19 protein-coding genes are annotated in these 25,238 nt (G+C 70.5%); 6 read left to right on the top strand and 13 right to left on the bottom strand.

Annotated features, from left to right (window positions below; all coding sequences use genetic code 11):
• Positions 1-72: 72 nt before the first annotated feature.
• A complete protein-coding gene (gene typA / locus NHG27_RS12910) occupies positions 73-1,983 on the bottom strand; it encodes a translational GTPase TypA (protein ID WP_193719614.1) in 1,911 nt (636 codons plus the stop codon).
• A 264-nt stretch (positions 1,984-2,247) separates the two neighbouring features.
• On the bottom strand, positions 2,248-4,065 hold the full coding sequence (locus NHG27_RS12915; protein WP_321575352.1) for an ABC transporter ATP-binding protein: 1,818 nt from the start codon (positions 4,063-4,065) through the stop codon (positions 2,248-2,250).
• A 71-nt stretch (positions 4,066-4,136) separates the two neighbouring features.
• Between NHG27_RS12915 and NHG27_RS12920 the strand changes: the two genes are divergently transcribed.
• Positions 4,137-4,697 (top strand): PH domain-containing protein, encoded by a 561-nt coding sequence (locus tag NHG27_RS12920; protein ID WP_497016549.1) that lies wholly within the window; start codon positions 4,137-4,139, stop codon positions 4,695-4,697.
• A 20-nt stretch (positions 4,698-4,717) separates the two neighbouring features.
• On the opposite strand, the gene NHG27_RS12925 is transcribed toward NHG27_RS12920, so the two are convergent.
• From NHG27_RS12925 to NHG27_RS12950, 6 genes are all read right to left on the bottom strand, one after another.
• Positions 4,718-5,752, bottom strand: coding sequence for an ABC transporter permease (locus NHG27_RS12925; RefSeq protein ID WP_193719612.1), 1,035 nt, complete (start codon positions 5,750-5,752; stop codon positions 4,718-4,720).
• The gene (locus tag NHG27_RS12930) at positions 5,749-7,272 is read right to left on the bottom strand and encodes an ABC transporter permease (RefSeq protein ID WP_497016550.1); all 1,524 of its coding nucleotides are present in this window, start codon (positions 7,270-7,272) and stop codon (positions 5,749-5,751) included. The genes NHG27_RS12925 and NHG27_RS12930 overlap by 4 nt, the downstream gene beginning before the upstream one ends.
• Positions 7,273-7,531: 259 nt before the next feature.
• Positions 7,532-9,325: an ABC transporter family substrate-binding protein gene (locus NHG27_RS12935; protein WP_497016551.1), complete on the bottom strand. Its 1,794-nt coding sequence runs from the start codon at positions 9,323-9,325 to the stop codon at positions 7,532-7,534.
• A gap of 392 nt (positions 9,326-9,717) precedes the next feature.
• Positions 9,718-10,803 (bottom strand): redox-regulated ATPase YchF, encoded by a 1,086-nt coding sequence (gene ychF, locus NHG27_RS12940; RefSeq protein ID WP_193719609.1) that lies wholly within the window; start codon positions 10,801-10,803, stop codon positions 9,718-9,720.
• Between the two features lie 162 nt (positions 10,804-10,965).
• Positions 10,966-12,552 (bottom strand): hypothetical protein, encoded by a 1,587-nt coding sequence (locus NHG27_RS12945; protein WP_497016552.1) that lies wholly within the window; start codon positions 12,550-12,552, stop codon positions 10,966-10,968.
• Entirely contained in the window at positions 12,534-13,433 is a 900-nt protein-coding gene (locus NHG27_RS12950; RefSeq protein ID WP_497016553.1) for an ABC transporter ATP-binding protein, read from the bottom strand. Before NHG27_RS12950 ends, NHG27_RS12945 begins: the two co-directional genes overlap by 19 nt.
• A 160-nt stretch (positions 13,434-13,593) precedes the next feature.
• Between NHG27_RS12950 and NHG27_RS12955 the strand changes: the two genes are divergently transcribed.
• Positions 13,594-15,216 (top strand): DNA recombination protein RmuC, encoded by a 1,623-nt coding sequence (locus tag NHG27_RS12955; protein WP_497016554.1) that lies wholly within the window; start codon positions 13,594-13,596, stop codon positions 15,214-15,216.
• Between the two features lie 129 nt (positions 15,217-15,345).
• Here the strand turns inward: NHG27_RS12955 and NHG27_RS12960 are convergent, their stop codons facing one another.
• Positions 15,346-16,365 carry a 4-hydroxy-3-methylbut-2-enyl diphosphate reductase gene (locus tag NHG27_RS12960; RefSeq protein ID WP_193719606.1) on the bottom strand — a complete coding sequence of 340 codons (1,020 nt, stop codon included), beginning with the start codon at positions 16,363-16,365 and terminating at the stop codon, positions 15,346-15,348.
• 172 nt (positions 16,366-16,537) lie between these two features.
• Between NHG27_RS12960 and xseA the strand changes: the two genes are divergently transcribed.
• Both xseA and NHG27_RS12970 read left to right on the top strand, forming a co-directional pair.
• Positions 16,538-17,830: an exodeoxyribonuclease VII large subunit gene (gene xseA / locus NHG27_RS12965; RefSeq protein WP_497016555.1), complete on the top strand. Its 1,293-nt coding sequence runs from the start codon at positions 16,538-16,540 to the stop codon at positions 17,828-17,830.
• 62 nt (positions 17,831-17,892) lie between these two features.
• The gene (locus NHG27_RS12970) at positions 17,893-18,156 is read left to right on the top strand and encodes an exodeoxyribonuclease VII small subunit (RefSeq protein WP_497016556.1); all 264 of its coding nucleotides are present in this window, start codon (positions 17,893-17,895) and stop codon (positions 18,154-18,156) included.
• A 19-nt stretch (positions 18,157-18,175) separates the two neighbouring features.
• On the opposite strand, the gene NHG27_RS12975 is transcribed toward NHG27_RS12970, so the two are convergent.
• The 4 genes from NHG27_RS12975 to NHG27_RS12990 all read right to left on the bottom strand — a co-directional run bounded on the left by NHG27_RS12975 (position 18,176) and on the right by NHG27_RS12990 (position 22,746).
• Positions 18,176-19,444 (bottom strand): ABC transporter ATP-binding protein, encoded by a 1,269-nt coding sequence (locus tag NHG27_RS12975; protein ID WP_497016557.1) that lies wholly within the window; start codon positions 19,442-19,444, stop codon positions 18,176-18,178.
• A 103-nt stretch (positions 19,445-19,547) separates the two neighbouring features.
• Positions 19,548-20,399, bottom strand: a complete 852-nt coding sequence (locus NHG27_RS12980; RefSeq protein WP_497016558.1) for a carbohydrate ABC transporter permease — start codon at positions 20,397-20,399, stop codon at positions 19,548-19,550.
• A complete protein-coding gene (locus NHG27_RS12985) occupies positions 20,399-21,328 on the bottom strand; it encodes a carbohydrate ABC transporter permease (RefSeq protein WP_227748397.1) in 930 nt (309 codons plus the stop codon). The genes NHG27_RS12980 and NHG27_RS12985 overlap by 1 nt, the downstream gene beginning before the upstream one ends.
• 68 nt (positions 21,329-21,396) lie before the next feature.
• The gene (locus tag NHG27_RS12990) at positions 21,397-22,746 is read right to left on the bottom strand and encodes an extracellular solute-binding protein (RefSeq protein ID WP_497016559.1); all 1,350 of its coding nucleotides are present in this window, start codon (positions 22,744-22,746) and stop codon (positions 21,397-21,399) included.
• Between the two features lie 226 nt (positions 22,747-22,972).
• On the opposite strand from NHG27_RS12990, the gene NHG27_RS12995 reads away from it, so the two are divergent.
• Entirely contained in the window at positions 22,973-23,653 is a 681-nt protein-coding gene (locus NHG27_RS12995) for a carbonic anhydrase (protein WP_193719636.1), read from the top strand.
• Positions 23,654-23,758: 105 nt separating this feature from the next.
• Positions 23,759-25,168, top strand: coding sequence for a class II fumarate hydratase (locus NHG27_RS13000; protein ID WP_497016560.1), 1,410 nt, complete (start codon positions 23,759-23,761; stop codon positions 25,166-25,168).
• Positions 25,169-25,238 lie beyond the last annotated feature (70 nt).

Genomic DNA, 25,238 nt, shown 5'->3' on the forward strand with positions numbered 1-25,238 from the left:
GAGCCCGCACCGCCGGTCACGAGGACCGGCGGCACGGGCTGCGTGCTCAGCGGGAGTACCGACCTGACGCGGTCAGGACTTCTTCGCGCGGGAGAAGGCGCGGGCGCGCTCCGTCTGGTCGAGGATGACCTTGCGGATGCGCACGACCTCGGGGGTGACCTCGACGCACTCGTCCTCGCGGGCGAACTCGAGCGACTCCTCGAGCGTGAGGTGCTTCGGAGGCGTGAGGTTCTCGAACGTGTCGGAGGAAGCCGCACGCATGTTCGTGAGCTTCTTCTCCTTGGTGATGTTGACGTCCATGTCCTCGTTGCGCGAGTTCTCGCCGACGATCATGCCCTCGTAGACCTCCTGCGTGGGGTCGACGAAGAAGGAGCCGCGCTCCTGCAGGTTGATCATCGCGAACGGCGTCACCACACCGGCACGGTCCGCGACGAGCGAACCGTTGACGCGGGTCTCGATCGGGCCGGCCCACGGCTCGTAGCCCTCGGCGATCGAGGACGCGATGCCCGTGCCGCGCGTGTCCGTGAGGAAGCGCGTGCGGAAGCCGATGAGGCCACGTGCCGGGACGACGAACTCCATGCGGACCCAGCCCGTGCCGTGGTTCGACATGGTCTCCATGCGGCCCTTGCGCTGCGCGAGGAGCTGCGTGACGTTGCCCAGGTACTCCTCGGGCACGTCGATCGTCATGCGCTCCATGGGCTCGTGGCGCTTGCCGTCGATGACCTTGGTGACGACCTGCGGCTTGCCCACGGTCAGCTCGAAGCCCTCGCGGCGCATCTGCTCGACGAGGATGGCGAGCGCGAGCTCGCCACGGCCCTGGACCTCCCAGGCGTCGGGACGCTCGGTCGGCAGGACGCGCAGCGACACGTTGCCGATGAGCTCCTTGTCGAGACGGTCCTTGACCTGGCGGGCCGTGACCTTGTGGCCCTTGCCGCCCTTGCCCGCGAGCGGGGAGGTGTTGATACCGATCGTCATCGAGATCGCCGGGTCGTCGACCGTGATGAGCGGCAGCGGCCGCGGGTCGTCGGGGTCCGTGAGGGTCTCGCCGATCGTGATGTTCTCGATGCCGGCGACGGCGACGATGTCACCGGGGCCCGCCGAGTCGGTCGGCACGCGGTCGAGCGCCTTGGTCTCGAGGAGCTCGGTGATCTTGACGTTCTGCATGGTGCCGTCGTGACGCGCCCAGGCGACCGTCTGGCCCTTGTGGATGGTGCCGTTGAAGATGCGCAGCAGCGCGAGGCGACCCAGGAACGGCGACGCGTCGAGGTTGGTGACGTGAGCCTGGAGGGGCGCGCCCTCCTCGTACGTCGGCGCGGGGATCTTCTCGAGGATGGTCTCGAACAGCGGCTCGAGGTCCTCGGAGTCCGGGACGCCGCCGTCCGCGGGCTGGTTCTTGGAGGCGCGGCGCAGCTTGGCGGCCGCGTACACGACGGGCACGTCGAGGATCGCGTCGAGGTCGAGGTCGGGGACCTCGTCCGCGAGGTCGCCCGCGAGGCCCAGCAGCAGGTCGGTGGCCTCGGCGACGACCTCGGTGATGCGGGCGTCGGGGCGGTCGACCTTGTTGACCACGATGATGACGGGCAGCTTCGCGGCGAGCGCCTTGCGCAGCACGAAGCGCGTCTGGGGCAGCGGGCCCTCGGACGCGTCGACCAGGAGCACGACGCCGTCGACCATGGACAGGCCGCGCTCGACCTCGCCACCGAAGTCGGCGTGGCCCGGGGTGTCGATCACGTTGATCGTGATGCCCTCGGGGTGCCCCGCCGCGGCGGCCGCCGGACCGGCGTAGCGCACGGCGGTGTTCTTCGCGAGGATCGTGATGCCCTTCTCGCGCTCCAGGTCACCGGAGTCCATGGCCCGCTCGTCGACGTGCGCGTGCGCGCCGAACGCGCCGGACTGGTGCAGCATCGCGTCGACCAGGGTCGTCTTGCCGTGGTCGACGTGGGCGACGATCGCCACGTTGCGCAGGTCAGAGCGCACAGACATACAGAACTCATTTCGGGAGAGGAGCGAGCGACGGAGGTTTCCGCCCCGGAGTTGGTGGCCAGCAGACGGGCGCCGCCCGCGCAGAGCACGCGCGCGCCGTCGTCCGGGCACGGCTATCTTACCGGGTGCCAGCCAGTGCGTGGAGAGGGTGCTCCGTCACACTCCGGCTCCCGCCCGCAGACGCGAGATGCCCGACGTCGGCGCGCGCCGTCGTCGGGCATCTCACCCGCCCGTCCGGCAGGACGGGTCAGGGGCGTGCTGCTGCTACTGGTTGGACGGCGGGATCCGGTCGTTGTCGAGGTTCCCGAGCTGCGCGGCCTGGGAGCGACCGATCGCGTCGACCTGGGCGGCCTCCTCGGCGTCGATCTCCCGCGCCGCCGCCACGAGCAGCGCGTCGCGCGTCTCGCGTCGGATCTTCTGGGCCACCGGGTCCGGCACGGGCACGGCCGCGAGCAGCCGCTGCGTGTACGGGTCCTGCGGCGCGTGGATGATCTGCTCGGTCGGGCCGACCTCGACGAGCCTGCCCTGGTGCATGACCGCGATGTGGTCCGAGAGCATCTCGACGACCGCGAGGTCGTGCGAGATGAACAGGCACGCGAAGCCGTGCTCACGCTGCAGGTCCTTGAACAGGTCGAGGACCTTGGCCTGGACGGACACGTCGAGCGCCGAGGTGGGCTCGTCCGCGACCAGGATCTTCGGCTCGAGCGAGAGCGACCGGGCGATGCCCACACGCTGACGCTGACCGCCCGAGAGCTCGTGCGGGTAGCGGTTGCGCATGGCGCGCGGCAGCTCGACCTGGTCCAGCAGTCGCTCGACCTCGTTGCTCAGCGCCTTGCCCTTGATGCCCTTGTGCAGCATGAGCGGCTCGCCGATCGACTCGCCGATCGGCAGGCGCGGGTTGAGCGAGGAGCCCGGGTCCTGGAACACGATCCCGACGTCCTTGCGCAGCGGGCGCAGCTTCTTGGGCGAGACGCCGACCATGTCGGTGCTGGCGACGCGCAGCGCACCACCCGTGACCGGCAGCAGACCGACCACGGCACGACCGATCGTCGTCTTGCCCGAGCCGGACTCGCCGACCAGGCCCATGACCTCGCCCCGGCGCAGCGAGAACGAGACCCGGTCGACCGCACGGAAGGCCTTCTGCCGACGGCGGGCCGGGTACTCGATGACCATGTCCTTGGCCTCGAGGACGATCTCGTGGTCGACCACGGCCGCAGGGGCCGCGCGGTGACGGACCTCGGTCGCCGACTTGCTCGTGCCGAGGTGGGGGACGGCGTCGAGCAGGCGCTGGGTGTACGGGTGCTGGGGCGAGCCGAAGACCTCGGCCGAGGTCCCCCGCTCCACGACGTGCCCGTCCTTCATGACCATGATCGTGTCGGCCATGTCGGCCACGACGCCCATGTCGTGCGTGATGAGGATGATCGCCGCGTCGACACGGTGGCGCAGGTCGCGCAGGAGCTTGAGGATCTCCGCCTGCACCGTGACGTCGAGCGCCGTCGTCGGCTCGTCCGCGACCAGCAGCTTGGGGTCGCACGCGAGTGCCTGGGCGATCATGGCGCGCTGGCGCTGACCGCCCGAGAGCTGGTGCGGGTACGCGTCGAACCGGCGCTCGGGCTCGGGGATCTCGACCAGGCGCAGGAGCTCGATCGCCCGCTTCTTGGCGTCGGCCGGACCGACGTTGAAGTGCGTCCGGATCGTCTCGACGATCTGGAAACCGACCGTGTACACGGGGTTGAGCGCCGTCATGGGCTCCTGGAAGATCATGGAGATCTCCCGTCCGCGCACGTGCCGCAGCGCCGAGTGCGACATGCCGATGAGCTCACGCTCACCGAGCTTCGCGCTTCCGCGCGCGCGGCCGTTGGCCGGGAGCAGGCCGAGCAGGGCGAGCGACGACTGGGACTTGCCCGAGCCGGACTCCCCCACGATCGCCAGCACCTCACCCGCGTAGAGGTTGTAGCTGATGTCCGCGGCGGCCGGGTACCAGGATCCGTCGACGAAGAAGTCGACGCCCAGCCCCTTGACGGCGAGGACCGGGGTCCCGGTCGCGGTGAACTGCGTCTCGGAGGACGTGTCGATGGCCACGATGATCAGTGTCCTTCCTGCTGGAGGGAGTGCCGGCGCTCGTGACGCCGCAACTCTGGGAACATGGGCACATGGGTCCCACGAAGGTCTTCTGCTCGATGTACGGACGCGTCCTGACGATCGCCACGGCGGTCATCGCCGTCCTGGCGACTGCCGTCCAGGTCCGCGAGGACGCCGGCGGCGCGCTGCTGACGCTGGCGTGGGGGGCGCTGGTCACGTGCGGCGTGTGGGTGCTGTTCTGGCGACCCCGCGTCGAGGTGTCCGACGGCGGGATCGACGTCCGCAACCCGCTGCGCACGGTGCACGTGCCCTGGACGGCCTACGAGAACGTGCGCACCCAGTGGTCGCTCGAGGTGGGCTACACGGGCGGCAGCGTCACCGCGTGGGCTGCTCCCCGCTCGAGCAGCTCCGGTCAGTGGCTGCGTACCTGGCGCCGTCGCCCCACCGAGGCGGGCAGCACCCGCGTCGGAGGGGCGAGCGCCGAGGTGGTGGCCGCCGAGATCACCGAGCGCCACGCGGCGCTCGTCATGGCCGGCTACCTGGCGGAGGCCCGACCGGGCGCTCCCGGGGCACGCTCGACCTGGAACGTGGTCGAGCTGGCCGCGCTGGGCAGCCTGGCGGTCGCGACCTGACAGGCTGCCCGGCGCCAGGGTCATGACGCTCCCGGCTCGGGCAGCGCGTCACCGGTGGCGGACGGCTTGGGGCGCTCGATCCGCTTGGCGCGCGCCATCTTCCGCTCGGACGGGATGTTCTTCTGGCGGGGGTCGAACGCGTCGCGCAGACCGTCACCGATGAAGTTCACGCACAGCGCGATCCCGACGATGAAGGCACCCGGCCACCAGAACAGCCACGGCCGGGACGCGAACGCCTCCTGGTAGTCGCTGATCATCAGGCCCAGCGAGACGGCAGGCCGCTGGATGCCGACGCCGAGGTAGCTCAGCGACGTCTCCAGGAGGATGGCCGAGCTCAGGAGCAGCGTCGTGTTGACGATGATCACGCCCACGGCGTTCGGGAGCATGTGCTTGAAGATGATCCGTCCGCTGCTGGCACCCGCGACGCGCGCGGCGTCGACGAACTCCCGCTCGCGCAGCGAGAGGAACTCGCCACGGACCAGGCGGGCGAGCGGGGGCCACAGGACCAGGCCGAGGAACGCACCGAAGACGATCGCGTTGTCGCCACCCGAGAGCAGGCCCAGCACGGCGCCGATGACGATGACCGGCATCGTGATGATGAGGTCCGTGAAGCGCATCAGGAACGAGTCGGTGCGGCCACGGAAGTAGCCGGAGAGCGCACCGACGACGATGCCCATCGCCAGGGCGATCAGGCCCACCGTCGTCATGATGACGAGCGAGGTCTGCGTGCCGCGCATGACACGGGCGAAGATGTCGCGCCCGGCCTCGTCCTGACCGAACGGGTGGGTCGCGTTCGGCGCGCCGCCGTCGATCACCGTGCCCGTCTCGTTGGGCGTGAACTTCCACCACCCGGTCCAGCTGCCCACGCCGATCGACGTGATGGCCAGCAGGACGATGGCGACGAGGACCACGAGGGCCACGACCGCGCCCTTGTGACGGAAGAAGCGCCGACGGACGATCTGCCCTTGCGAGAGACCTTCGACTTCCTTCAGCTCGATCTGGTTCTCCACGGTCGCGCTCGACGCGCTGTCGTTGGGAGGAGTCTGGTTGCTCATGCGTTCACCCGGATCCGCGGGTCGAGGGCTGCATAGATGAGGTCAGCCACGATGTTGGCAAGGATGGCGAGGGCCGCGACGATCACGAGATAGGCCATGACGGGCTCGATCTCTGCTCCGCGGAGCGACCGGATGAACAGCGTGCCCATCCCTGGTCGGGCGAAGACCTGCTCGGTGATGATCGCGCCCCCGAGGAGGGTGATGACGTCGATGGGGACGATCGTCGCGAGCGGGATCAGCGTGTTGCGGAAGCCGTGCCGCATGATGACCTCACGCTCCGGCAGCCCCTTGGCGCGCGCGGTGCGGATGTAGTCCTGGTTCATCACCTCGAGCATGCTCGAGCGCGAGTACCGGGTGTACCCGGCGAACTGGATGAGCACCAGCGCCAGCGTCGGGAGGAGCAGGTGGGTGTAGGTGTCGAGGGTCTGCACCCAGAAGTTGCCGCCGAGGTTCGGCGTGCTGGAACCGATCGTCGCGATGGGGCGACCGTTGATCGCAGGCGCTCCCATGTACTGCGGCCACAGGGACATGACCTTGTCGATGAAGATCATGCCCGCGACCACGACTGCGGTCAGGCTCGCTGCGCGCGCGGAGATCCCCTTGTCGGGGCCGCCCCACAGGTAGCCCACGGCGATGCCCACGGCGACCGTCACGAGTGCGAGACCCAGCACGTACATCCAGCTGAAGGGCATCCGGAAGAGGCTCTGCAGCGGGTAGTAGAGGGCGAGGCCGATCACGACCGTCGTCAGCGACGCTCCCAGGGCCCGCCGGTTCTTCAGACCCGAGGTCAGCGCGGTGATCGCGAACGCGAGGGCGGTGCCCGTCACCAGGATGATGCCCGGGCCCAGGTTCGGGTCGAGCCACCAGTTCGAGAGCTGGAGGTAGAGGATGGCGCCCGCGGTCGCGGCGAACGCGATCGCGAAGGTCGTCGCGCGGCGCTTGACGGTGCCGCCGACGGCCAGCATGCACAGCAGGCCGATCACCAGGCCGGCGACCACTATCACGAGCGGCGAGTTCGACGGGTCCTTGAGGAAGTCGTTGAAGCCGATGGCGCCCCACTGCTTGAGCAGGACGGCGACCCAGAAGGCAGGCAGCGAGTAGAGGACGAACGACACGAAGATCGTGAGGTAGTCGAACGTGCTGTACTGCCGCAGCGCGCTGACGATACCGACCATGACACCGAAGAGGATCGCGATCACGGTCGCGGCGGCCACGAGCTGGATCGTCGAGATCACGGCGCCCTGGAGCATGTTCGAGACCGGCTGCCCGCTGCGCCACCCCACACCCAGGTCACCGGTGACGAAGTCGCCCAGCCACTTGAAGTAGCGGATGACCGCCGGGGTGTCGAGGTCCAGGAGCTCGCGCCGCTGCGCGATCTGCTCGAGCTTGTTGGGGTTCGTGCTCTGCTCGAGGTCCTCGAAGGGCCTGATCGAGGCGCTGACGAGAAGATACATGGCGAACGTCGACACGAGCAGGGTTCCCAACCCTGCAAGGAGGCGTCGCGAGATGAACGAAAACATTGGAGGGCATACCTCGCTGAATTAGGGACCCAGGTTAGGGGCCGGGCAAGTCTACGCGTGGGTCGCACGCGTCGAGGCATCGGCCGGCGCGAGGTGGGTCGGGTGGACTCGTACCGCGCCAACCGCCAGCGAGGACATCGGTACGCGAACGTACCGATGTCCTCGCGGAGGGCTGATGCGTCGAACACCGGTCGACGCCGGGTCACCCCGGCGTCGACCCAGGTCAGGTACCTGTCGTCAGGTGCTCAGGACGAGAGTCCTAGGCGCCGAGCTTCCAGTTCCAGAAGTTGTAGAAGATGGTCGGGCTGATCGTGATCGGCTCGACGCCCTCCAGCTTCTCGTCCCAGGCCTGGATGGCCGGGAACTGGAAGATCGTGGTGCCGAAGCCGTCTGCCCAGAGCTGCTTCTCGATCTCGAGCTGGAGCTGGAACTGCTCCTCGGGGTCGGTCGAGACCTGGAGCTTGTCGAGCGCGGCGTCGACGACCGGGTTGTTGTAGAGGCCGTAGTTGTTCAGGCCGCGCGGGGGGCCGAAGCGGAAGTTGGCGTCCGACTCGGTGACGGCTGTCGAGGTGGACTGCCACCCGAAGAGCGACGCGTCGTACTGGTCCTGGCCGGTGCCGAGGAGGGTGCCCCACTCGGCGGCCGGGCGGCCGGTGTCGACGATCGTGAAGCCGGCCTTGGCCGCGCTGTCCGTGATGAGGGCGACCTGGTTGACGCGGCGCGCGTTCTCGTTGTTGTACGCGAAGCGCACGTTGATCGGGGTGGTCACGCCGGCCTCGGCGAGCAGCGCCTTGGCCTTCTCGATGTCACCTGCGGCCGGGTAGAAGTCCGAGCCGTTGTCCGCGACCATCTTGTCGTAGTTGGGCGAGCCCGGGATGAGGATCTGCGAGCTGCGGACCTCGGCGTCGGGGTTCAGCGGGACGATCAGGTTGTCGACGATCGTCTGGCGCGGGATGGTGAGGAGGAAGGCCTGACGGACCTTCTTCGCCTTCTCGGCGTCGCCGCCGTACACCGGGTTGGTCGGGTCGAACGGACCCTTGTTCCCGAACACCAGGTCGACGTGCTCGAACGTGCCCTCGACGCTGTTGTTCGTCGAGACCTCGGGGAGCGCCTCGAGCGCCGAGCGGACGTCTGCGGACGCCTGCGGGCCGATGAGGTCGACCTCACCGTTCTGCAGCGCCTGGACCTGCGCCATGGGGTCCTCGATGTAGCGGACCGTGATGGTCTCGACCGAGCCCTGGTTCTTGCCCTTGAAGTCGGGGTTCTTCTTGAGGGTCAGGTACTCGTTCTCGACGTACTCCTCGAGGGTGTACGCACCGTTGGACACCGTCAGCGACTTGTCGTCGGGCATCGAGGTGAACTCGAAGCCGGAGTTCCAGAACTTCGCGATGGGCGAGAGCTTCGCGTAGTCCGAGCCGAGGATCGCGTCGCGCACGGCGTCCTTGGCCTCCTGCGCGTCCGTGAGCTCGAGCGACTGCTGGCCGACGACGTGGGCCGGGACGAACTGGTTCGTGAAGTCGAGCTCCCAGTCGCCGAAGGGCTTCGAGTACACGAAGGTGATCGACTTGCCGTCGTCGCTGATCGTGGGGATCTCGTCGATGAGCGAGGGTCCGGGGGTCGTCCCGTCGAAGAACACGCCCGCGTCCACGGCGTCCTGGTTGGTGACTTCGCCGTTCTCGTCCGTCAGGGGCTCGACGTTGTTGAACGTCGCGGAGGTGGCTGCCCACTGGAGCAGGACGTCGGTCGCGTCGAACGCGGTGCCGTCGGACCACTTGGTGTCGTCGCCGACCGTGTACTTGACCGTCAGCGGGTCGTCGGAGACCTTCTCGTACGTGCCGAAGGACTCGTCCTGGACGAGCTCGAGCTGGTCGTCGTAGTAGTTGAACCCGGAGTTCAGCATGTACGAGATGACCGAGTTCTGCGTCGCGTTGCCGTTCGTCGAGCTGAGGTTGAGCTCGTTGAGCGGGGCCTCCCAGGCCACGGTGACCGCGGTGTCCTGGTTGATGCCGCCGTCTTCGCTCTCCTCGGCGGTGCCGCCGCATGCGGTCAGCACCAACGCGACCGAGGCCACCGCCGCGGTAACGGCACTTGTGCGCCTGATGTTCAATGTTCCTCCTCAAGGGGATGGTGAACTCCCTTGCCTCGAGGAGAGCGCGCGATGACCGCAGGGCGTCCTCGGCGGCATCGTCAGGGAAGCCCACCATGGTTTGAGGTAACGGTAGCGACCAAGATGGGCGACTTCACCCTGTTGCACCTTTCAGGTGGCCGATCGTTACCGAGTTGATACTGGCCGGTACGGTGCTGTTTCGCCCCTGATACCGGGAGAAACCGGTACGTAACACCCCGGACACATGGAAGGGGCGCCGCCCGCGTCTCACGATGCGGCGGCGCCCGTCCCAAGAACGGCGACTGTGACGGAACTCTCCAGCCCGCTCACCAGGTGGATCACACGTTGAAGCGGAACTCCACGACGTCCCCGTCAGCCATGACGTAGTCCTTGCCCTCGATGCGCGCCTTGCCCGCAGCACGGGCCGCCGCCACGGACCCGGTCTCCACGAGGTCGTCGAACGAGATGACCTCCGCCTTGATGAACCCCCGCTCGAAGTCGGTGTGGATCACCCCGGCCGCCTGCGGCGCGGTCCACCCCTTGCGGATGGTCCAGGCGCGCGACTCCTTGGGGCCGGCCGTGAGGTAGGTCTGGAGCCCCAGGGTGTCGAACCCCACGCGCGCGAGCTGGTCCAGCCCCGACTCCTCCTGGCCCGTCTCCGCGAGCATCTCCGCCGCTTCCTCGGGCTCGAGCTCGACGAGCTCGGACTCGAACTTCGCGTCGAGGAAGATCGCCTGGGCCGGCGCGACGAGCGCACGCAGCTCGGCCTTGCGCTCCTCGTCGACGAGGCCCGCGTCGTCGGTGTTGAAGACGTAGATGAACGGCTTGGCCGTCATGAGCTGCAGGCTCGCGATCTCGGCCAGGTCCAGCCCCGCGGCCTTCGCACCCTGGAACAGGGTGATGCCCTGCTCGAGCAGCCCCTGCGCCTTCTGCGCCGCGGCGAGCAGGACGGGGTCGCCCTTCTTGATCTTGACCTCCTTCTCGAGACGCGGCAGCGCCTTCTCGAGGGTCTGGAGGTCCGCGAGGATCAGCTCGGTGCTGATGGTCTCGATGTCGTCGGCCGAGTCCGTCGAGCCCTCGACGCGGATCACGTCGGGGTCGTCGAACGCGCGCGTCACCTGGCAGATCGCGTCCGCCTCGCGGATGTTCGCGAGGAACTTGTTGCCGAGCCCCTCGCCCTCGCTCGCCCCCTTGACGATGCCCGCGATGTCCACGAAGGACACCGTCGCAGGCAGGATGCGCTCGCTGCCGAAGATCTCCGCGAGCTTCGTCAGACGCGGGTCCGGGAGGGACACCACGCCGATGTTCGGCTCGATCGTCGCGAACGGGTAGTTCGCCGCGAGGACCTGGTTACGGGTCAGGGCGTTGAAGAGGGTGGACTTGCCGACGTTGGGCAGGCCGACGATGCCGATTGTTAGAGCCACGGGGCCTGAGTCTACGGGAGCGACCGTCCGGGCCGCTCGCACCCGAGCAGGGCGCCCGGCACGCACACGGCCCGACGGCGCCGCCCGCCCGCGTGCGTGCGTGCACTCCTGCACGTGCGCACCCGGGGTGGGCGGCGCCGTCGGGCCGCGAGCGGCGACCGCCTACTTGTAGCTCATGACCTGCTGGAGCAGCTCCGGGCCCCGCTGGTCGACCAGGCGGCCGCCCCAGCGCATGCCCACCACCAGGAGCACCGCACCCAGGCCGACCCCCACGACCAGCGTGAGCCAGCCCCACACCGCCGCGCCCGTCAGGAGCGTGGCGAGCGCGAGCCCCGCCGCCGGCAGGCACAGCGCCGTGAGGACCGCCATGGTCAGCATCTGGGCGACCAGGGTCGCCATCGCCGCGCCCTGGGGAGACTTGAACGGGCTCTCCCCCGGCTTGGGGACCGGGTAGAGCAGGCGCGCCGAGACCACGCTCGACACACCGAGCGCCGTGGCGAGCACCCCGAGGCTCAGGCCGACCGTCGCGACCAGCAGGTCCCACCGCCCCGTGAAGGCGACCGAGCCCACCGCGAAGACCGTCACGACCGGCACGCCGATCACGCCGGCCGCGAGGACACGCCCCGCACGGTCGGCGAAGCCGCTCACGCCCGACGACACCTGGGTCCAGAACGCCGTGTGGTCGTAGGCGACGTCCGCCGAGATCGCGAACCCGAACGTGAAGGCCGTGACCGGCCCCAGCACGAGCATGAGCTCGGCGAACCCGCCGCTGCCGTCGAGCTCGATGCTCGACCCCACGAACCACAGCACGACCGGGAGCAACGGGATGACCGCGACCGACCCCGAGTAGCGCGGGTCACGGAACCAGTACGTGAGGCAGCGCGCCGCCACGGCCCCCACGGGGGTCGCCGGGAAGCGGTCGAACCAGCCCAGCCCCTTGGAGCGGCCCGCGGCCGCGCCGCCGTGCGGAGCCACGAGCGCCTTGGCGAGCGCCCGGTCCCAGACGACCCACGCGGCCCCCAGCACGACCACGGTGATGCCGAGGCGGACGAGCGCCAGTCCCCAGGCGCCGTCGGACACGGCGGTCGCGATCGCCCACGGCGCGCCGAACGGCGTCCACCCCAGGACGTCCGCGACGACCGGCAGGACCTCCTGGCCGCGCGCGATCGCCGACGTCGCCCACCCGACGATCGGGCCGGCCAGCATGAGCGGCACGAACGCCGCGATCGACAGGACCTCGCGGTAGCGGCGCGAGTCGAGCAGCGGCGCGAGCGCCGTCGTCGTCGCACGCGACCCCACCACGCACAGCGCGACCGCGAGCAGCCCGCCCACGAGAGCCGCGAGGGCCGCGAGGGGCGTGCGCCACCACGCGAGCGCCGTACCGGCCGAGACCAGGAGCGTCACGATCCCCGGCGTCCCGACCAGGCCCGCGATCGCGAGGCCCGCCAGCAGCTGCCGCTGGGGCACCGCGAACGTCACGAACCGCTGCGGGTCGAGCGTGGCGTCGACGCCGAACGCGAACAGCGGGACGATCCACCACGCGAGCACCACGACCGACCCCAGGATCGTGACGATCTGGCCCGCGAGGTCCGGCTGCGTCGTGCCCAGGGCGACCAGGCCGACCAGCGTCAGCCCCACCACGCCCAGCCCGTACAGGACACCGATCGCGAGCCCCACGGTCTGCCACACGCTCTTCCTGAGCGTGTTGCGCATGAGCGCGAGCTTGAGCCTTACGAGGTGCGCAACCACGACAGCCCCTCCGTGGTGTGCCGGCCGCCGACCAGGTCGACGAAGCGGTCCTCGAGGCTCTGCCCCGCACGGACCTCGTCCACGGTGCCCGCCGCGAGCACGTGCCCGCCCGCGATCACCGCGACGTGGTCGCACATGCGCTGGACCAGGTCCATGACGTGCGAGGACACGATCACCGTGCCGCCGCTCGCGACGTACGACGAGAGGATCTCGCGGATGTTCGCGGCCGAGACCGGGTCCACGGCCTCGAAGGGCTCGTCGAGCACCAGCAGGCTCGGGGCGTGGATGAGCGCCGAGGCCAGCGCGATCTTCTTGGTCATGCCCGCCGAGTAGTCGACCACGAACGTGTCCGCGTCGGCCGCCAGGCCCAGGGCCTCCAGGAGGTCCGTCGTGCGCTCGGCGACCGTCGCGCGGTCCATGCCGCGCAGCAGGCCCGCGTACGTGATGAGCTGCGCGCCCGTGAGGCGGTCGAACAGCCGCACGCCGTCCGGGAGGATCCCCAGCATGCGCTTGCCCGCGACCGGGTCCGCCCACAGGTCCTGACCGTGCACGTGGACCGTGCCGAAGTCCGGGCGCAGGAGCCCCGTCGACATCGACAGCGCCGTCGTCTTGCCCGCGCCGTTGGGGCCGACGAGCCCGTAGAACGACCCCGCGGGGACGTCGAGGTCGATCCCCGCGACGGCGATCTTCTCGCCGAACCTCTTCCACAGCCCGCGCACCGACAGCGCGGGAGGCGTACCGGTCCCCTGCGAGGAGACGGTGGGGGCCGCCGGAGCGAGGACGGGTGCGGGGGCGGCCGGCGCGGCGGGGGCCGCGACGTCCGGGGTGCTCGAGGTGTCCGTGGGTGGGAGCTGGTCGCGGGGCGCAGGAACGTGGGCCATGCCGACCAACGTAGCGGAGCGCACGCGCCGCTCCCCCTGTGATTTGTCATGTCTTCGCTGGTGAGACGCGAGATCACCCGTGGGTGACGGGCGCCGCCCGCGACGCGCCCGACGACGCGGCTCCCCCTCCGCTGTGGGTGCCACCTGGCAGAGTGCGGGCATGGACAACGCCTTGCCGTGGGTCATGCTCGTCGTCGGCCTCCTCGTGGGAGCACTCCTGGGCTGGCTCGCGCGCCGCACCTCCCCCGACTCGGGGCGCGCCGAGATCGGCCGGCTCACGGGCCTGCTGACCCAGGCCCAGCAGGAGGCCGCACGCGGTGCGGGCCTCGCCGAGCGGCTCGCGGCCGAGCGCGAGGGGTTCGAGCGCCAGCTCCGCACCGAGCGCGAGGCGTTCGGGCGACAGCTCGCGGGCGCGGAGCGTTCCGCGGACGAGCGCTTCGACATCGAGCGCGCCAACCACGAGCGGGCCATCGAGGAGCTGCGGGCGGGCTCCGAGAAGCGGCTCACCGAGATCCGCGGCGACCAGGCGCGGCTCGAGGCCCAGTTCGAGGCCCTGGCCCGCAAGGCGCTCGCGAGCAGCTCCGAGCAGTTCCTCACGCAGGCCGAGGAACGCTTCAAGCGCAGCCAGCAGGTCGGCGAGGCCGAGCTCGCCAAGCGCGAGCAGGCCGTGCAGCAGCTCGTCGAGCCCCTCAGCAAGGCCCTCGACCAGGTCAAGGCCGAGGTCACGGCCGCCGAGCAGGCCCGCCGCGAGGCACACGGCACGCTCGCCGAGCAGGTCCGCGGCATGCGTCACGACTCCGAGGCTCTGCGCGCGGAGACCTCCCAGCTCGTGACCGCGCTGCGCTCCTCGCAGGTGCGCGGTGCGTGGGGAGAGCTCCAGCTCCGCCGCGTCGTCGAGGCCGCGGGCATGATCCCGCACGTCGACTTCGTCGAGCAGGACCAGGTCGCCACCGACGACGGGGCGCTGCGCCCCGACATGGTCATCAAGCTCGCGGGCGGCAAGAACGTCGTGGTCGACGCCAAGGTCGCGTTCCTCGGCTACCTCGACGCGCAGCAGACGACGGACCCCCGGGTCCGGGCCGAACGGCTGGCCGCGCACGCCCGCCACTTCCGCAAGCACATCGACGACCTGGCGGGCAAGAGGTACTGGGACCAGTTCAGCCCCGCGCCGGAGTTCGTCGTCATGTTCGTCCCCGCCGAGTCGTTCCTGTCCGCGGCGGTCGAGCAGGACCCGTCGATCCTCGAGTACGCCGTCTCGAAGAACGTCATCATCGCGGCGCCCATGACCATGATCGCGCTGCTGCGCACCGTCGCCTACGCGTGGCGCCAGGACGCCCTGGCCGCCAACGCCCAGCAGGTGCTCACGCTCGGCAAGGAGCTGCACGGGCGCCTGGCCGTCATGGGCAGCCACCTCGCCCGGCTCGGCCGGTCCATCCAGGGCGCCGCCGACTCCTACAACCGGACCGTCGCGTCCCTCGAGACGCGCGTGCTCGTGAGCGCCCGCCGCTTCGCGGACCTCAACGTCGTCGACGACGACCTCGAGACCCCCGCCGCGGCCAACCCCCAGCTCAGCGCCGTGAGCGCCCCCGAGCTCCTCGCGTCGGTCAACGAGAACTTCGTCGCGATCGACGAGATCGCTGCCGGGGGCCGCGGAGCCGCCGGCCCGGCGGGGTCGGGCCCCAGCGGGCCCGGCGACGACGAGGGCACGCTCGACGCCGGGATGCTCGGCACCGTCAACGCGCCCGGCCGGCACGAGCGCGACCGGGGTGCGGACGCGTCCTGAGACGCGCCTCGCCCCGGGTCCGTGCCGGCGTGCGGTGAGGGACGCCGTCGGGCCGTCCCCGGATGTGTGACGCACGAGGCCCGTCCCGGATCGTCCGGGACGGGCCTCGTGCGTGTCGGAGCGTCGGCGTCAGACGGGCTCGACCGAGAGCGACGTCCGGTTCTCGCGGCGCGGACGTGCGGGCGCGTTGCCCGCGGCCTTGAGGTCCGCGCGCAGCTCCTTGGGGAGCGAGAACATGAGGTCCTCGGTCGCGGTGCGCACCTCCTGCACGTCGCCGTACCCGCGCTCGGCCAGGTACGCCAGGACGTCGTTGACCAGGATCTCGGGGACCGAGGCGCCCGAGGTGACGCCGACGGTCGTGACGCCGTCGAGCCAGGACTCGTCCATCTCCTGCGCGCGGTCGATGCGGTACGACGCGTCCGCACCGGCGTTCAGCGCCACCTCGACCAGACGCACCGAGTTCGACGAGTTCGCCGAGCCCACCACGATCACGAGCTCGCACTCGGGCGCGAGCTTCTTCACCGCCACCTGACGGTTCTGCGTCGCGTAGCAGATGTCGTCCGACGGCGGGTTCTGCAGCGTCGGGAACCGCTCGCGCAGCCGGTCGACCGTCTCCATGGTCTCGTCGACCGACAGCGTGGTCTGCGAGATCCACACGACCTTCTCCGGGTCGCGGACCGTGACGTTCACCGCGTCGTCGGGCGAGTTGACGATCTGGACGTGGTCCGGCGCCTCGCCCGCGGTGCCCTCGACCTCCTCGTGGCCCTCGTGCCCGATCAGCAGGATGTCGTAGTCGTCCGCCGCGAAGCGCACGGCCTCCTTGTGCACCTTGGTGACCAGGGGGCACGTCGCGTCGATCGTCTGCAGGTTGCGCTCGGCAGCGGCCTCGTGGACCGCGGGCGAGACCCCGTGCGCCGAGAACACGACGCGCGCGCCCTCCGGCACCTCGTCGGTCTCGTTCACGAAGACGGCGCCCTTGTCGCTCAGCGACTCGACGACGTACTTGTTGTGGACGATCTCCTTGCGGACGTACACGGGGGCGCCGTAGTGCTCGAGCGCCTTCTCGACCGCGATCACGGCACGGTCGACGCCCGCGCAGTAGCCGCGGGGGGCGGCGAGGAGGACACGCTTACCAGTCGGGGAAGTCACCCCACGAGTCTAGGCGACGGGCCTCCGGGACCGGGCCCGTCCCCCCGGTCCCGGCGCGGTCCGGGCCAGGTCCTGGCAGCAACTCCACAGGATCCTCACGGGTCTGCTCGCCGAGGCCGACCGGTGCGGTGCGGGACCGGCGCCTGTCACACGCATGAGGCAGGCTTGACCCGTGACCGACCGACCCGCCGACCGCGCCGAACCAGCCGACCGCACCGACCCCACCGCTCCTGCCACGCCGCCGGCCCCGCTCCCCGCCCGGGCCCTCGACACGAGCCCCGAGCACCCGTGGCCGGTCAGGCTGCTGTCGAGCAAGATCACGGCGTACATCGACAAGATGGCGCCCGTGTGGGTCGAGGGACAGGTCGTGCAGCTCAACCGCCGTCCCGGCGCCCCGATGGCCTTCCTCACGCTCCGCGACACCGACGCCGACATGTCGCTCCCGGTCGCCGCGATGGCCAAGGTCTTCGCGGCCACGAGCACACCCCTCAGCGAGGGGGCGCACGTCGTGGTGCACGCCAAGCCCGTGTTCTGGCCCAAGCGCGGGTCGTTCCAGCTCCAGGCGACCGAGGTCCGGACCGTCGGCATCGGCGAGCTCCTGGCCCGGATCGAGCACCTCAAGCGCGTCCTGGCCGCCGAGGGCCTGTTCGACGCGGACCGCAAGGTGCCGCTCCCGTTCCTGCCCGCGGTCGTGGGGCTCGTGTGCGGCCGGGAGTCCAAGGCCGAGCACGACGTGGTGGTCAACGCCCGTGCGCGCTGGCCCCAGGTCCGCTTCGAGATCCGCGAGGTAGCGGTCCAGGGCACGGGCGCCGTCGCCCAGGTGAGCGCCGCGATCGCCGAGCTCGACGCCCGCCGCGACGTCGACGTGATCGTGGTCGCGCGCGGCGGTGGCGCGGTCGAGGACCTCCTGCCCTTCAGCAACGAGGCCCTCGTGCGCGCCGCCGCGGCCTGCCGCACCCCGCTCGTGAGCGCGATCGGCCACGAGACCGACACCCCGCTCCTGGACCTGGTCGCCGACTACCGCGCCTCCACGCCCACGGACGCCGCCAAGCGGATCGTCCCCGACGTGGGCGAGGAGCGCGCACGCGTCCTGCAGGCCCGCTCCCGGATCCGGGCGGCGATCACGCACCAGCTCCAGCGCGAGCAGTCCCGCCTCGACAGCGCCCGCTCCCGCCCCGTGCTCGCCGCCCCCGAGACCATGATCACCACGCGTGAGCAGCAGGTCCTCGCCGCGCGGGACCGGGCCAGGCGCTCGCTCGACGCGATCCTGCTGCGCGCGCACGGCGAGGTCGACCGGCTCGCCGCCCAGGTGCGCGCGCTGTCCCCCGCCTCGACGCTCGAGCGGGGCTACGCCGTCGTGCACGGACCGGACGGCGGGATCGTCCGCTCCCCCGACGACGTGAGCCCCGGCGACTCCCTGCACGTGCGGCTCGCGAGCGGCGCGATCGACGCGACCGTGCGCTGAGCCCGTCCGGCCACCAGCGCAGCACCGACCCCACCAGACCAGCCCCAGGAAGGCCCACCACCATGAGCACCACCCCGAGCAACACCGACGTCGCCGACCTCACCTACGAGCAGGCGCGCGACGAGCTGGTCCAGGTCGTGACCCGCCTCGAGGCCGGCGGCGAGCCGCTCGAGGCCTCGCTCGCCCTGTGGGAGCGCGGCGAGGCCCTCGCCGCCCGCTGCCAGCAGTGGCTCGACGGCGCCCGCGAGCGCCTCGCGTCGGCCCGCGCCGCCGACGTCGCCGGCCCCTCCGGCGGCACGCAGGACGACGCCACCGAGGACGACTGACCCGCGCCGCGCAGGCGCGTCAGGCGCTCTGCTGCGCCTGCGCGTCGGCCTGTGCGTGGGCGCGTTCGAGCGAGGCGCGCCGGTCCTCCTCGTTCTCCTTGTCGAGCCGGTCCACCTCGTCCTGGTCGTGCGTGAGGTTCTCGCCCGTCTCCGGGTCGAAGATCATCATCTTCTCGGGGTCGAACCAGAGCTCGGTCGTGTCCCCGTCGCGCACGCGGGACGCCGAGTTGAGGGCGACGACGAACTGGGTGCGCAACCCCTCGCCGTCGAGCTCGCGGTCCAGCTCCTCGAGCTTCTCCGCGACCGAGGCGTGCATCTCGAACGGCACGTACGCGTAGAGCTCGGCACCGAGCCACTCGGTCACGTCGATCTGCGCCTCGAACGTCCGACCCCGCTCCTTCTTGGACGGGTCGACGAGCCGGGCGTCCTCGAAGTGCTCGGGGCGCAGGCCCACGATCACGAGCTCGCGGCCGCCGACGGCCTCGACCAGGCGGTCGGGCAGCTCGAACGTCCCGAACGGCAGCTCCATGCTGCTGCCCTTGACCTCACCGGGCAGGAAGTTCATGGGCGGTGACCCGATGAACCCCGCGACGAACAGGTTGACGGGCTGCTCGTAGAGCGCGCGCGGGCTCGCGATCTGCTGGAGCTCGCCCTTGCGCAGCACCGCGACACGGTCGCCGAGCGTCATGGCCTCGGTCTGGTCGTGCGTCACGTAGACCGTCGTGGTCGCGAGGCGCCGCTGGAGACGCGCGATCTCCGTGCGCATCTGACCGCGGAGCTTGGCGTCGAGGTTGGACAGGGGCTCGTCGAACAGGAACGCCTTGGCGTCGCGAACGATCGCCCGGCCCATCGCGACCCGCTGGCGCTGACCTCCCGAGAGGTTGGCGGGCTTGCGGTCGAGGTGCTCGCGCAGGTCGAGGAGGTCGGCTGCACGCTCGACCTTCTCGCGGATCTCCGCGTCGGTGAGCCTGCCCTTGTTCAGCCGCAGCGGGAACGCGATGTTCTCGGCGACCGTCAGGTGCGGGTACAGCGCGTAGTTCTGGAAGACCATCGCGAGGTCCCGGTCGCGCGGGGCCTTCTCGTTGACGCGCTCGCCGTCGATCAGCAGGTCACCCGAGGTGATGTCCTCGAGGCCGACGATCATGCGCAGCAGCGTCGACTTCCCGCAGCCCGAGGGGCCGACGAGGATCACGAACTCGCCGTCGGCGATGTCGATGCTGACCCCTTTCACGGCGGGGAACCCGTCGCCGTACTTCTTGACGATGTCCTTGAGGGTGATCGACGCCATCAGCTCTCTCCTCGGTCTGGGGTCGGGCAGCGAAGGGTGCGGGGGCGCGGCGGGGTGACCCGACCGCGTGGGGTGGGCGGCGCCGTCGTGCCGGGGACGCCGCTCATCCCTTGACCGCCCCCTGCGTGAGGCCCGACACGATCTGGCGCTGGAACAGCACCACGAGGATCACGACGGGGATGGTCACGACGATCGCGGCCGCCGAGATGGCGCCGGTCGGCTCCTCGAAGTAGGACGCACCCGTGAAGAACGCGAGAGCGGCCGGCACGGGCCGGGCCGCGCTCGTGGACGTCAGCGAGATGCCGTACACGAAGTCGTTCCACGCGATGAAGAACGCGATGAGCGCGGTCGTGAAGACGCCCGGGGCCGCGAGGGGCACGATGACCTTGCGGAACGCCTGCCAGGGCGTCGCGCCGTCGACCTGCGCGGCCTGCTCGAGCTCCCACGGGATCTGGCGGAAGAACGCCGCGAGCGTCCAGATCGAGATCGGGAGCGTGAGCGACAGGTACGGGATGATCAGGCCGAGCCAGGTGTCGTAGAGCCCGATGTTGCGCCACAGGTTGAACAGGGGCGTCACGATCGAGACCACGGGGAAGATCGAGACGCCCAGCGCGGTCGTGAGGATCAGGCGCTTGCCCGGGAAGTTCAGACGCGCGATCGCGTACGCGGCGAGCGTCGCGAGCACGACCGCGATCACGGTCGCGATGAGCGAGATGCCGACCGAGTTCCGCAGCGCCGACAGGAACAGCTCCTGGGCCGACCCGCCCGAGGACAGGATCTGCTCGTAGTTCGTGGTGCTCCACTGCGGCGGCAGGAACGTGCCGGAGTTGAGGTCGCTGGGTCCCTTGAAGCTCGTCATGAGGATCGAGACCACGGGGAACAGGGCGCCGACCAGGACGACGACAGTGATGACGGCCCACCAGACGCGGGCCCTGGTGCTCAGGACGCTGCCCATCATCGCTCCCCTCGTGCGCCGGCCAGATCCACCTTGAACAGCTTGATCGCCACGAAGCAGATGCCGATCACGCACAGGAACAGCAGGACGGAGATGGCCGAGCCCATGCCGATCTGGAGCTGGCCGATCGAGGTCCGGTAGGCCAGCAAGGACAGCACCTCCGTGTTGTTCGCGCCGTTGGTCATGATGAAGACGTTGTCGAAGATGCGGAACGCGTCGAGCGCACGGAACAGGACGGCGACCATGATCGCGGCCTTCATGTTGGGCACGATCACGCGCGAGAAGCGCTGCCACGCGGTGGCACCGTCGACCTTCGCGGCCTCCTCGAGGTCGCTCGGCACCTGGGCCAGGCCCGCGAGCAGCAGCAGCGAGATGAAGGGCGTGGTCTTCCAGACCTCGGACGCGATGATGACGAACAGGCTCGTGCCCTGCTGCGCGAACCAGTTGAGGTCCGGCCCGATCCCGGGCACCCAGTCGAACCAGCTGTTGACGTACCCGGACGTGATGTCGAACGCGTAGAACCATGCGAAGGCCGAGACCACGGTGATGATGCCGTACGGCACGAGGATCGCGGTGCGCAGCGGCCCACGCAGGCGCTTGATCGCGCGGTGCATCACGAGCGCGAGCGCGAAGCCCAGGACGAGCTCGACGACCACCGACACGACCATGATGAAGAACGTCACGGCGAAGTCGCGCCACCAGACGAAGTCCGTGAGGATCACGGCGTAGTTGCCGAGCCCGACGAACGTGCGGTCGTCGGGCGCGGTGAGCTTGTAGTTGAACAGCGAGTCGTAGACCGCCTGGAGGATCGGGTAGAGGGTCACGGCCAGCATGACGACGAACGCGGGGCCGGCGAGGTACCAGCCGAGGCGGGCCTCGGCCCTGGCCCGGTCGCTGCGCGCGGCCTTGGCCTTCTTGTCGGGAACCAGGTCCGGCGAGGTGCCGGACGCGGGGTCCGGCTCGGGCTGGGCGCGGCGGGCGCCCCGGGTGTCGGCGCTCACAGCAGACGCTCCCCTCGCAGGACGGCGGTGATGAACTCGGTCGACGTCACGGGGGTGCCGTCCTCGGTCACGCTCGCGGGCGGGTACCAGGTCTGCTGGAGACCCGTCGAGACCTCGTTGTAGAACGGTGTCTGCGGCCGTGGTGCGGCCTGCTCGAGCGACTGCCGGATCACGTCGTACATGGGGTAGGCCTCCTGCACGGCGGGGTCGTCGTAGGCCGCGGTGCTCGCCGCGGGGTTCCCGTCCGAGACCATGTACGAGGCCTGGTTCTCGGCGCTCACGATGCACTGCGCGGCCTCGTACGACAGGTCCGTGTGCTCGCTGAACGCCCCGACGCCGATGCTGATGCCGCCGTACGGCGGACGGGTCTCCTGGCCCTCGACGGCCTGCGGGTACAGCGTCCAGCCGATGTCGTCGAGGAGCGCCTGGTCGAGCGAGCCGGCGTCGACGCCCCCCAGGGTCGAGGACCACACGAACGGCCAGTTGACCATGAACGAGCCCTTGTCCCCCTGGAACAGGGTCAGCGACGCGGCCTCGTCCTCGCTGGGCAGACCCGGGCCGCCCACGCCCGAGCTGCCGATCTCCCCGATGATCCGCGCGGCGTTGCGCCCCGCGTCGGTCTCGAGGCCGAGCGTGAGCTCGTCCGCGGGTGCCTCGGGGTTCTCCAGGATCTGCCCGCCCCCGGACTCGACCAGGGCGTTGATCCACACGGTCAACGACTCGGCCTTGGCTCCCTGCACCGCGAGGTACTTGTCCTGGTCCTGGGCCGCGGTGACGATCTGGTCCCACGTGACGGGTTGCGTGAGGTCGAGCCCCGCCGCCTGGGCGACGGACTTGCGGTACCAGAGGAGCTGGGTGTTGGCCCAGAACGGGATCGCGACGAGCTCGCCCTTCCACGTCGAGCCGTCGATCGCCCCCTGGACGACGTCCTGCGTCGTGGCCGTCGCGACGTCCTCCGGCACGGGGGCCAGGAAGCCGGCCTCGGACAGCTCGGGGATGAACGGCGGGTCGAGGCTCATGAGGTCGATCGAGGCGTCCTTGGCGGCGAGGCGGCGGGCGAGCTGCTCGCGCTGGGCGGCGGCGTCGCGTGGCAGGAGCGACGTCTCGATGCGGTACGCGCCGCCCGAGGCGTCGCTGCACGACGCGGCGATCGCGGCCTGTCCCCCGTTGTCGGGGTTGATGTACCAGGTGAGCGCGGGCGGGCCGGAGCCTTCCCCGGTGCTGCACGCGGCGAGCGGCACGATCGTCGCGACGGCCAGTGCCGCGGCGAGTGCCCGGGTGCGTCGGTGCACGGTCTCCCCTTCGTCGATCCTGCCCTCCGACGGGCGCTTCGACGTGCCCGTCATCGGGTTGTTCCTGGTACTAGGGCTACACCGTCACGGGACGACTCGCCACGGGAGGGACATTTCTGAAGGCCCGCCGCGGGGCGACCGAGGGCCCGTGGCAGGCCATCACGACCCGGCGAGGACCGCCCCCGACGGCGCCTCGCGGGTCCCTCGGGAGGGCCACCTCGTCCACGGGTCTGGTCAGAGTGTGGGACGGCGACGAGGAACGGGACGCTCGTGCGTGACCATGGAAGTTGTGACGACGAACGGCAGCATCCAAGACACCGCACCTCCCACGACCCCCGCCGAGGCCTGGGCCAGGCTCCGCGACGGCAACGGGCGGTTCGTCCGGGACGAGATGGAACATCCGTCCCAGGGCGCCGTCCGCCGGGCCGAGCTCAGCGTGGCCCAGCACCCGCACACCGTGATCTTCGGGTGCGCCGACTCCCGCGTGGCCGCCGAGATCATCTTCGACCAGGGCCTGGGCGACGTGTTCGTCGTGCGGACCGCAGGCCACGTCCTCGACACGACCGTGATCGGCTCGATCGAGTACGGGGTCAACATCCTCGGGACGCCGCTCGTGGTCGTGCTCGGCCACGACAGCTGCGGGGCGATCGCCGCAGCCGCCCACACCCTCGCGACGGGTGAGCAGGCCGACGGGTTCGTCCGAGCGGTCGTCGACCGGGTGATCCCCTCGATCGTCAACATCACGAGCACCTCGGGCGGCGTGTCCGCGGTCGACCCGGACACGCTGCGCCGCGAGCACGTGCGCCACACCGTGGACATGCTGCACGGCTACTCGGCGGCCCTGGCAGATGCCGTGGCCGAGGGGCGGCTCGCGATCGTCGGCGTCGAGTACACGCTCGCCGACGGCCGCGCCCGGCTCGTCGAGGTGGTCGGCGACGTCGGCGAGACCCCGGACGTCTGACCGGCTCCCCCGGGCCGGGACCGGCCCGCGCGGGTGGCGTGCAGCACGCACCCACCCCGCGGCCGGGTTCGAGATCACTCGTGATCGTGCGGCACCATTAGCCCCATGACTTCTGCCGACGCCACCGACTACCGCATCGAGCACGACACCATGGGTGAGGTCCGCGTCCCCGCGGCCGCCCTCTACCGCGCGCAGACGCAGCGCGCCGTGGAGAACTTCCCGCTGTCGGGCACTCCTCTCGAGCGCAGCCACATCGAGGCCCTCGCTCGTGTCAAGAAGGCCGCAGCACGCGCCAACGCCGAGCTGGGGGTGCTCGACGAGGACGTCGCGGCCGCCATCGTGGCCGCGGCCGACGAGGTCGCCTCGGGGGCGCACGACGCGCACTTCCCGATCGACATCTTCCAGACGGGCTCCGGCACGTCGTCGAACATGAACACCAACGAGGTCCTCGCGACGCTCGCCACGCGCTCGCTGGGTCGCGAGGTCCACCCGAACGACCACGTCAACGCGTCCCAGTCGTCCAACGACGTCTTCCCGACGTCGGTGCACCTGGCCGCGACCGCGGGGGTCGTGCACGACCTGATCCCGGCGCTGACGCACCTCGCGGAGGCTCTCGAGGCCAAGGCGGCCGAGTTCGCGACGGTCGTGAAGTCGGGCCGCACGCACCTCATGGACGCGACCCCGGTCACGCTCGGCCAGGAGTTCGGCGGGTACGCCGCGGCCGTGCGCTACGGCATCGAGCGGCTGCAGTCCGCGCTCCCCCGCGCGGCCGAGGTACCCCTGGGCGGCACGGCCGTCGGCACGGGCATCAACACGCCCGCCGGGTTCCCGCAGCGCGTCATCGCCCTGCTGGTCGAGGACACGGGCCTGCCCCTGACCGAGGCACGCGACCACTTCGAGGCACAGAGCTCGCGCGACGGTCTCGTCGAGCTCTCGGGCGCGCTGCGCACCATCGCGGTCTCGATCACGAAGATCTGCAACGACCTGCGCTGGATGGGCTCGGGCCCCAACACGGGCCTGGGCGAGATCTTCATCCCGGACCTGCAGCCCGGTTCGTCGATCATGCCGGGCAAGGTCAACCCGGTCGTGCCGGAGGCCGTCCTCATGATCGCCGCGCGCGTGATCGGCAACGACGCGACCGTGGCGTGGGCCGGGGCCTCAGGGAGCTTCGAGCTCAACGTGCAGATCCCGGTCATCGCACTGGGCGTCCTGGAGTCGATCCGCCTGCTGTCGAACGCGTCGGTCGTGCTCGCGGACAAGACCGTCGTCGGCATCACCGCCAACGTCGAGCGCGCGCGTGCCCTCGCGGAGTCCTCGCCGTCGATCGTCACGCCGCTCAACCGCGTGATCGGCTACGAGGCGGCGGCCAAGGTCGCCAAGCACTCGGTCAAGCAGGGCCTCACGGTCCGCGAGGCCGTGATCGACCTGGGCTTCGTCGAGCGCGGCGAGGTCACCGAGGAGCAGCTCGACACGGCGCTCGACGTCCTGTCGATGACGCGCCCGCCGCAGGCGTGACCACGCGCTGAGTCCCGCTCCACGAGGGCGGGCCCCGGCGAGGACGACGAACGGCGTGGGCCGGGTGCTG

This window comes from Oerskovia sp. 140933, from assembly GCF_059651515.1.

Bases quoted from the DNA above. Each gene is read 5' to 3' on its own strand.
- NHG27_RS13000 (WP_497016560.1), top strand. From the start codon at position 23,759: ATGACTTCTGCCGACGCCACCGACTACCGCATCGAGCACGACACCATG.
- NHG27_RS12990 (WP_497016559.1), bottom strand. From the start codon at position 22,746: ATGACGGGCACGTCGAAGCGCCCGTCGGAGGGCAGGATCGACGAAGGG.
- NHG27_RS12970 (WP_497016556.1), top strand. From the start codon at position 17,893: ATGAGCACCACCCCGAGCAACACCGACGTCGCCGACCTCACCTACGAG.
- NHG27_RS12920 (WP_497016549.1), top strand. From the start codon at position 4,137: ATGGGTCCCACGAAGGTCTTCTGCTCGATGTACGGACGCGTCCTGACG.
- NHG27_RS12995 (WP_193719636.1), top strand. From the start codon at position 22,973: ATGGAAGTTGTGACGACGAACGGCAGCATCCAAGACACCGCACCTCCC.
- NHG27_RS12955 (WP_497016554.1), top strand. From the start codon at position 13,594: ATGGACAACGCCTTGCCGTGGGTCATGCTCGTCGTCGGCCTCCTCGTG.
- typA (WP_193719614.1), bottom strand. From the start codon at position 1,983: ATGTCTGTGCGCTCTGACCTGCGCAACGTGGCGATCGTCGCCCACGTC.
- NHG27_RS12980 (WP_497016558.1), bottom strand. From the start codon at position 20,399: ATGGGCAGCGTCCTGAGCACCAGGGCCCGCGTCTGGTGGGCCGTCATC.
- NHG27_RS12975 (WP_497016557.1), bottom strand. From the start codon at position 19,444: ATGGCGTCGATCACCCTCAAGGACATCGTCAAGAAGTACGGCGACGGG.
- NHG27_RS12950 (WP_497016553.1), bottom strand. From the start codon at position 13,433: ATGGCCCACGTTCCTGCGCCCCGCGACCAGCTCCCACCCACGGACACC.
- NHG27_RS12925 (WP_193719612.1), bottom strand. From the start codon at position 5,752: ATGAGCAACCAGACTCCTCCCAACGACAGCGCGTCGAGCGCGACCGTG.
- NHG27_RS12930 (WP_497016550.1), bottom strand. From the start codon at position 7,272: ATGTTTTCGTTCATCTCGCGACGCCTCCTTGCAGGGTTGGGAACCCTG.